Here is a 7,451-nt window from a genome sequence, read left to right as displayed (position 1 = left end):
CGTTATTCGTTATTCGTTATTCGTTATTCGTTATTCGTTATTCGTTATTCGTTATTCGTTATTCGTTATTCGTTATTCGTACCATAACTTTTGTTCCTACATCAGGGCTAGTTCCAGCATCATTAACGGTTATTTCTATATTGCAATCATGCAGTTCGTTTAATAAGGCGACTCTGTTTTGCACATTGCCCAGACCTTTACTTTCTCGTTTCTTTTGGTGTTCGGTTTTGAGTTCTTTGGACTTAGCTCTTCCTATTCCGTTGTCGGTAATGGTGACTATGATTTCGTTATCTGCTTTCGCGAAAGCTACTTTTAAAAGACCTTTCTCATCCTTATATCTCAATCCATGCCACACCGCATTTTCTATGATGGGTTGTAACAGCATAGGAGGTACTTTTAAGGAGGTTTCTTTTAATAATGGCTCTATGGCAAGCTCAAAGTCAAACTTGTTCTTAAAACGCTCGTGTTCCAGTTTTAAGTAAAGTTCAAGTAAGTCTATTTCTTTAGAAAGAGGTATAAAATCTAGCTCTGAGTTCTCAAGAACACTACGCATGAGTTTTGAGAAGTCTGCGAGATACTTATTGGCAGCGCGCTCGTCATTCATAGCGATATAGCTATTTACAGAGTTGAGTGCATTAAAAATAAAATGCGGATTCATCTGACTGCGCAAGGATTTTAAAGCCAATAAATGGTTATTAATGCGCTGCTGTTTATTAGTGCGCCACATAAAATAAGCAAGAGAGATCAGTAACAAACTCAGTGCTACTAATGAATAAATAATCCATCGCTGGCGCTGGTTGACTTGCTCTGTAAGTTCTTGCTCTGTATTAATAAGTGCTATTCTGTTTTCGGTAAGTTCGCGATCTTTTTCTAGGGTAAGTAGGCGCGTTTGTCTATTTACTAATTCTTGAGCTTTACGAGTGTTTAGAGCTATTTCTTGTTCTTTTTGTTCATAGAGTATGTCTACGGTTTCTATGTAAATCTCATTATACTTTAAGGCTTTGGAAGTGTTTCCATTATTACGGAACAGTTTAGAAAGATTGCGAGCGGCTTCTTTTTTAGTGTCTAGATCGCCTGTGCTACTGGCCTCCTCAAAACTACTTTCATAAGAAGCGATCGCTTCACTTATATTGTTTGTGGCTTTATAAGCCTCGGCTATTTTAAGTTGTTCCTTTTGTTTAGAAATGGGTAGATCTTTTATAGAAGGAGCCATTATGCCTGCCACTTCATCTTCTATGATTATGATTTCTTCTAGCTCAGCATCATCAGATAAATCATTAACTGTGTTTATGGCTGGAGCCGCTGCTTTTTTTGCTCTATCGATCAGTGCTATATTGCTTTTGCGCAGGGCAATTTCTTTATCAAATTGCTGGTTGCTGTTATAAAAATCTGCGGTGGCAGACTGCGTTGCAACATTACTGATCACGCCTTCATTTTTTGATTCTTGAATTGCGTTGTTATAATAAGACTCTGCTGTGGTGATCTGACCGGTCTCATTATAAACACTGGCGATATTTGTGTTCAACTGTGGAGTTAAGTTGTTAAGATTATAGGTTTGTGCTATTTGAAGTGCTTTTTTATGATGGATAAGTGCGGCCTCTGGAAGGTTTGTTTTTTGGTAAGCATTTCCTAGAGCTGTATATGCTTTAATGATTTGTGAAGTAGTTAATCCAGTGCTGCCTGTAGAGGTCGTTTTAGAACTTATTTTTTTAGAGGACTGCTTTACTACCAGTGCTTCCAGCGTTTTAATGGCTTCTTGATAGTTCCCATTGCTCTGAAGAGATTGTGCTAGTTTGAACTGTCGTTGCGGCGTGTTTTGTGCTTTTATACTTGCTTTATAATTAGTTATAGCCAGATCTGCTTGCTTATTAAAAAGGTATAAATCGCCTAGTTTCTCATAAGCTTGTGCTTCTCGAGCTGCAGTTAATTCAGTCGTGCTATTAGATAACGCCGCGATGAGGAAATCGGCTGTTTTTTGAGCATCTTTTTTAAGATACACTTGTGCGCTGTCCAGCAGTACTGGATAAGGTAATGATTTAAGCTGGTCTTTTTGAGAAACCGCATCGAGTACTTGAATTTCAATCTGGTCTTTACTTTGAACACGATAGTAAACCGTTTCAAAATCTGAGCGGCGCACGATGATCTCATCTCCTAGATTTGCTGGGATTTTAAAATATCCTTGAAGATCTGTTGTGGCATAGCGACCCATAGGGCCTTCTATATTAACGCCAGGTACAGGAGCTTTATCTTCTGTAATTACACGACCTTCTAGCACCATAGTGGTGCGCTCACTAGCGCTTTGTTGCCTATAGTTACTTTGGGCAATAGCGGCAGTAGTACTGCACAACATGAAAAGAATAAATAGGAATAGTGTTCTCATTTCGGTGGTAAACTTAGGCATTAAAAATGAGATGGTTTCAAGCACTGTGCCGTTTAAGAGCCATTTAGGTTCGGTTTTATACGCTTTCGCAAAAGCGTACTCAACAAAAGTTCTGTTTCCCTCATTCAAAGTGTCCATTCACTCATTTAAGGTATTTATAGCCTTAGGTTCCCAGTAGATTTGGTTAAAAATCAAACAAAATGAAAAGAATCACCACCACTATTTTAATGCTTAGCACGCTGGTCATGAGCGCGCAGCATCTAGGGAATTTTAATAATCAAGTTTCACAAATGCAAATCTCTCGAGCAAACATAGCCACATCAGGTATGATGGAAGACATGGGAAATGCTCAAGTTTATGGTTACAAAGCTATGCCTGTGCAGCGCATGAACTTACAACCTAGTAATGTGCTCAACCTGAATTTGCGCAGTCTTTATAATGTAGAGGCGACTGATTATACAGCCGTTTTTAATATCAATCAAGTGGGTAAAACAGCAGATGAAACCACGCAACTCATGAGCGATAAAATTAACGCGATTAAAGCCCATTTAAAAAGCAAAGGGTTTAACGGCCAGTTTGCTATAGACATGATTTCTTTCGTGCCTCAATATGAAATAGAAGTTACTAAAAAGCTATTTAGTAAAACCTATACAGAGGTCCCAGTAGGTTTTGAACTCCAGCAAAACCTATTAATTTCCTACCGCGATGATGCTGATTTTGAGAAAATCTTATCGGCCTGTGCCCGTGCTGAAGTTTATAACCTAGTAAAAGTAGATTACTATGTAAAAAACCTAGAAGCGATCTATGCAGACTTGCAAATGAAATTACTGGCTGAGGTAAAAAAGAAAAAGGAATACTATACAGCTCTCGGTTTTAATATGAGTGATTATGACGTCCACATGGCCGATGCTAAGTATTACCACACTCCTAAGGATCATTATAAAAGTTATACGGCTGCAAATAACATAAGCATGGATGCGCTTAAACAACAGAAAGGCGTCACACGCATTAAAAAACCGATCTCTTATTACTATGATCCTATACCGCATGCAGGATATGATATCGTGGTAAACGCTGCGATTACTAAACCAGTTATACAGCTAGGAATGGATTTATCACTGCGATATATTCTTAAACCAGAAAAACCTGTACCGCCAGTTGCACCCGTAAAAGAACCTAAACCTAAAGTGTATGTCATCTCACCACAAGGTCCAGTAGATATTAAACAACTGCCTAATTCTTAAAACATAATATCATGAAAATAGTTAAAACCTTAGTACTGGCCAGTACCTTGCTTTCTTTCATATCTTGTAAAGGATCACCGCATGAAACACCTATTGATGAAGTTGTTCCGCAACTCGCCGTTGTGGATTCTAAACCTGTAGCACCCGTTAAACCTGCAACTATTCAAATAGCCTTATTACTCGATACCAGTGGTAGTATGCAAGGATTAATAGACCAGACCAAAACTCAATTATGGAACCTGGTCAATAAAATGACTTATGCCCATTGTAACGAAGTGCAAGCACATATAGAAATCGCTCTCTATGAATATGGGAACAGCGCGCTACCAGAGCAGGAAGACTATTTGAGACAGATCGTTCCTTTTTCCACAGATCTGGACCAGATCAGTAAAGAGCTATTTGCGCTAGATATTAATGGAGGCGATGAATATTGCGGTGCAGTAATAAGTCATGCGACTGAAAGTCTAGAATGGCGCAATGGCAAGCACGACTTAAAAATGATCTTCATCGCAGGAAATGAATCTTTCTTACAAGGTCATACATCTATAGACGCCGTAATGGGAGCTGCTGCCCAAAAGGACATTACCGTAAACACCATTTTTTGTGGAGATGCTCAAACGGGTATTTCTTTAAAATGGAAAAACGGAGCAACGCTAGGAAAAGGAGAATACACGGTTATTAATCATAATCAACAAACACATTATGTGTCTACCCCTTATGACGACCAGATCCTACAGCTCAACACAAGATTAAACGACACTTATGTGGCTTATGGTGCTCAAGGTGCCTCTAAAAGTGTTCAGCAAGTCGCAAATGATGCAGAGTTAGAAAGCGTGTCAGTAACTGCAAACGTGACTCGTAGTGTGGTAAAATCTAAAAGCGTCTATAAAAACGCCGAGTGGGATTTAATAGATGCCGCAGATGATGTGGAAATGCTAGAAGATTTAATCATAGCAAACAAGAAAACACTCGCTCCAGAATTAAAAGATAAAAGTGTCGCTGAAATTAAAGAAATCACCCTAGCAAAGAAAAGTGAGCGTGCTCAAATTCAAAAAAGAATTTTAAAACTCAATGAACAACGAGAAGCTTATATGAAAACGCAAAATACAGGAGCAAATGAGCTGGAAAATGCTATGGTAAATGCTGTGAAAAGAAAAGCAGCAGCGTTGAATTATACGTGGGAATAAAGATTTTTAAAGGTTGTGTGTCACGCTTTCGCGAAAGCGCATTAAAAAACCAGATGAGTAAAAACACCTTTCCTTGAGAAAAGAAAAGGTGGCATAGCCTGGATAGAGACTAAGATGTAAAGGTTGAAAAATGAAAGCTATTTCAACACTACAATCACAATGAAAAGCTGTTGAAAAATGCTGCTGGAATTGAGGTATAGAGCAGCAACAGAATCGTATTTTTGAAACTCACTTTTAAGAATACGATATTGGCAGCAAAGGCTAAAAAAGTCACACCGTTAATGCAACAATACAACAGGATTAAGACGAAATATCCTGATGCGTTGTTGCTTTTCCGTGTAGGGGATTTTTATGAAACCTTTGGAGAAGATGCCGTTAAAACAGCGCGCATTCTCAACATCGTCCTGACTGCTAGAAATAACGGTGGCGATAAAATAGAGCTCGCTGGATTTCCACATCATTCCATGAATACCTATTTACCTAAACTGGTAAAAGCAGGTGAGCGAGTCGCAATTTGTGACCAGCTGGAAGATCCTAAACAAACGAAGACGATTGTAAAAAGAGGTGTTACAGAACTCATCACGCCTGGAGTTGCTCTTAATGATGAAGTACTGCAATCTAAAAGCAATAACTTTCTAGCTGCAATATCTTTTGATAGAAATGTGTATGGGATTGCTCTACTAGATATTTCTACCGGAGAATTTTTAGTGAGTCAAGGAAATCGAGAAGAAGTAGATAAGCTGCTTCAAAACTTTAACCCGAGTGAGGTGTTGATCAATCGTAAGCATAAGGCAGCACTTCAAGAAGATTTTCCTTATGACTTACCTTATTTCTTTTTAGAAGATTGGGTGTATCAAATCGATTTTGCTCGTGAGTCCTTATTGAAACATTTTAAAGTAAATTCTCTAAAAGGATTTGGAATAGAGAAGCTGGAAGAGGCGGTCACAGCCGCAGGAGCTATTTTACACTATCTACAAGAGACACAACATGATCAAGTAGATCACATAGCCGCCATTTCCAGAATAGCTGATGAGGATTATGTATGGATGGACCGTTTTACGGTGCGCAACTTAGAATTATATCAAGCACTTAGTGCTGGAGCGGTCACCTTAATAGATATTATAGACCAGACCACTACGGCTATGGGCGGTCGTATGTTAAAAAGATGGCTGGCTTTTCCTCTAAAAAATAAAGAGCAAATAGAAAAACGTCATGACATCGTGGAGTTTTTTACAACCTCTCCCGATGTTTTGAGTGGTATTCAAAAGGAGTTGAAACGCATGAGCGATTTAGAGCGATTAGTCTCTAAGGTGGCAGTAGGAAAGATATGTCCGCGTGAAGTGGTGCAACTCAAGAACAGTCTTGAAGCTATTATTCCTGTAAAAAAACAAGCAGAACAATCTGGTAGTAAGTCATTACAAATCCTAGGAGAAAACTTAAACACCTGTGCTCATTTAATCCAGTTGATAAAAGAATCTATAGATGAAGAAGCTCCAGTAAACATTTTAAAAGGGAATACCATAGCTGTAGGCTTTAATGAAGAGCTGGATGAGTTGAGAGATCTAGCAAACAGCGGTAAGGACTACCTAGATAAAATGCTCGCTAGACATACCGAAGAAACAGGGATTACAAGCTTAAAAATTGCGAGCAATAACGTCTTCGGCTATTACATAGAGGTAAGAAACACTCATAAAGATAAGGTTCCTGAAACATGGATAAGAAAACAAACGCTCGTCAATGCAGAGCGTTACATTACGGAAGAGCTCAAAGAATATGAGTCTAAAATCTTAGGAGCCGAAGAACGTATTAATGCCTTACAGCAAGAACTGTTTGATAAAGTAGTTCAAGAGATAACACCTTATATTAAAATCATTCAGAGCAATTCACAGCTTATAGGACAGCTGGATTGTTTGCTTTCTTTTGCTTCTCATGCAGTAAAAAGTAATTATGTAAGACCAAAATTGTTAGATGGTGACGCCTTAGAGATAAAAGGTGGGCGACATCCAGTAATTGAAAAAATGCTCCCAGCAGACCGGCCTTATATTCCTAATGATGTGACTCTAGATAGAGAACAGCAGCAAATCATTATGATTACGGGCCCTAACATGAGTGGAAAGTCAGCTATATTGAGACAGACTGCGCTGATTGTATTACTCGCACAAATGGGAAGTTTTGTTCCTGCGACTACTGTTCAAATGGGTGTCGTAGATAAGATATTTACTAGAGTAGGAGCGAGTGATAATATCTCGCAAGGAGAATCTACATTCATGACTGAGATGAATGAGAGTGCTAGTATCTTAAATAACATCAGTAAAAGCAGTCTTGTACTACTTGATGAAATAGGAAGAGGAACCAGTACTTATGACGGTATTTCTATCGCCTGGGCAATTACAGAATATTTACATGAACATCCATTCCAGCCTAAAACTTTGTTTGCAACACATTATCATGAGCTCAATGAGATGACAGAACTATTTGAGCGCATTAAAAATTATAATGTTGAGGTTAAAGAATTAAAGGATAAGGTGCTGTTTATGCGCAAGCTTATTCCAGGAGGAAGTCACCACAGCTTTGGGATACATGTAGCTAAGATGGCAGGAATGCCACAGCAAGTCATTAAAAAGGCACATAAAATCCTGA

At 38.6% G+C, this 7,451-nt stretch carries 4 protein-coding genes; 3 read left to right on the top strand and 1 reads right to left on the bottom strand.

Annotation, left to right across the window (positions count from 1 at the left end; genetic code table 11):
- Positions 1 to 58 precede the first annotated feature (58 nt).
- A complete protein-coding gene (locus tag ACTF48_RS05005; RefSeq protein WP_438962046.1) occupies positions 59 to 2,518 on the bottom strand; it encodes a histidine kinase in 2,460 nt (819 codons plus the stop codon).
- A 62-nt stretch (positions 2,519 to 2,580) separates the two neighbouring features.
- On the opposite strand from ACTF48_RS05005, the gene ACTF48_RS05000 reads away from it, so the two are divergent.
- The 3 genes from ACTF48_RS05000 to mutS all read left to right on the top strand — a co-directional run.
- A complete protein-coding gene (locus ACTF48_RS05000; protein WP_438962045.1) occupies positions 2,581 to 3,624 on the top strand; it encodes an SIMPL domain-containing protein in 1,044 nt (347 codons plus the stop codon).
- An 11-nt stretch (positions 3,625 to 3,635) separates the two neighbouring features.
- Positions 3,636 to 4,811, top strand: a complete 1,176-nt coding sequence (locus ACTF48_RS04995; protein WP_438962044.1) for a vWA domain-containing protein — start codon at positions 3,636 to 3,638, stop codon at positions 4,809 to 4,811.
- 281 nt (positions 4,812 to 5,092) lie between these two features.
- Positions 5,093 to 7,451: DNA mismatch repair protein MutS (gene mutS / locus ACTF48_RS04990; RefSeq protein WP_438962091.1), on the top strand; the 2,359-nt coding region annotated here is incomplete at its 3' end.

The sequence above is a fragment of the Nonlabens sp. genome (genome assembly GCF_965660805.1).
Taxonomy (GTDB): domain Bacteria; phylum Bacteroidota; class Bacteroidia; order Flavobacteriales; family Flavobacteriaceae; genus Nonlabens.
The sequence above is the reverse complement of the archived record's forward strand: the minus strand, read 5'-3'. Positions and strand labels throughout refer to the sequence as shown.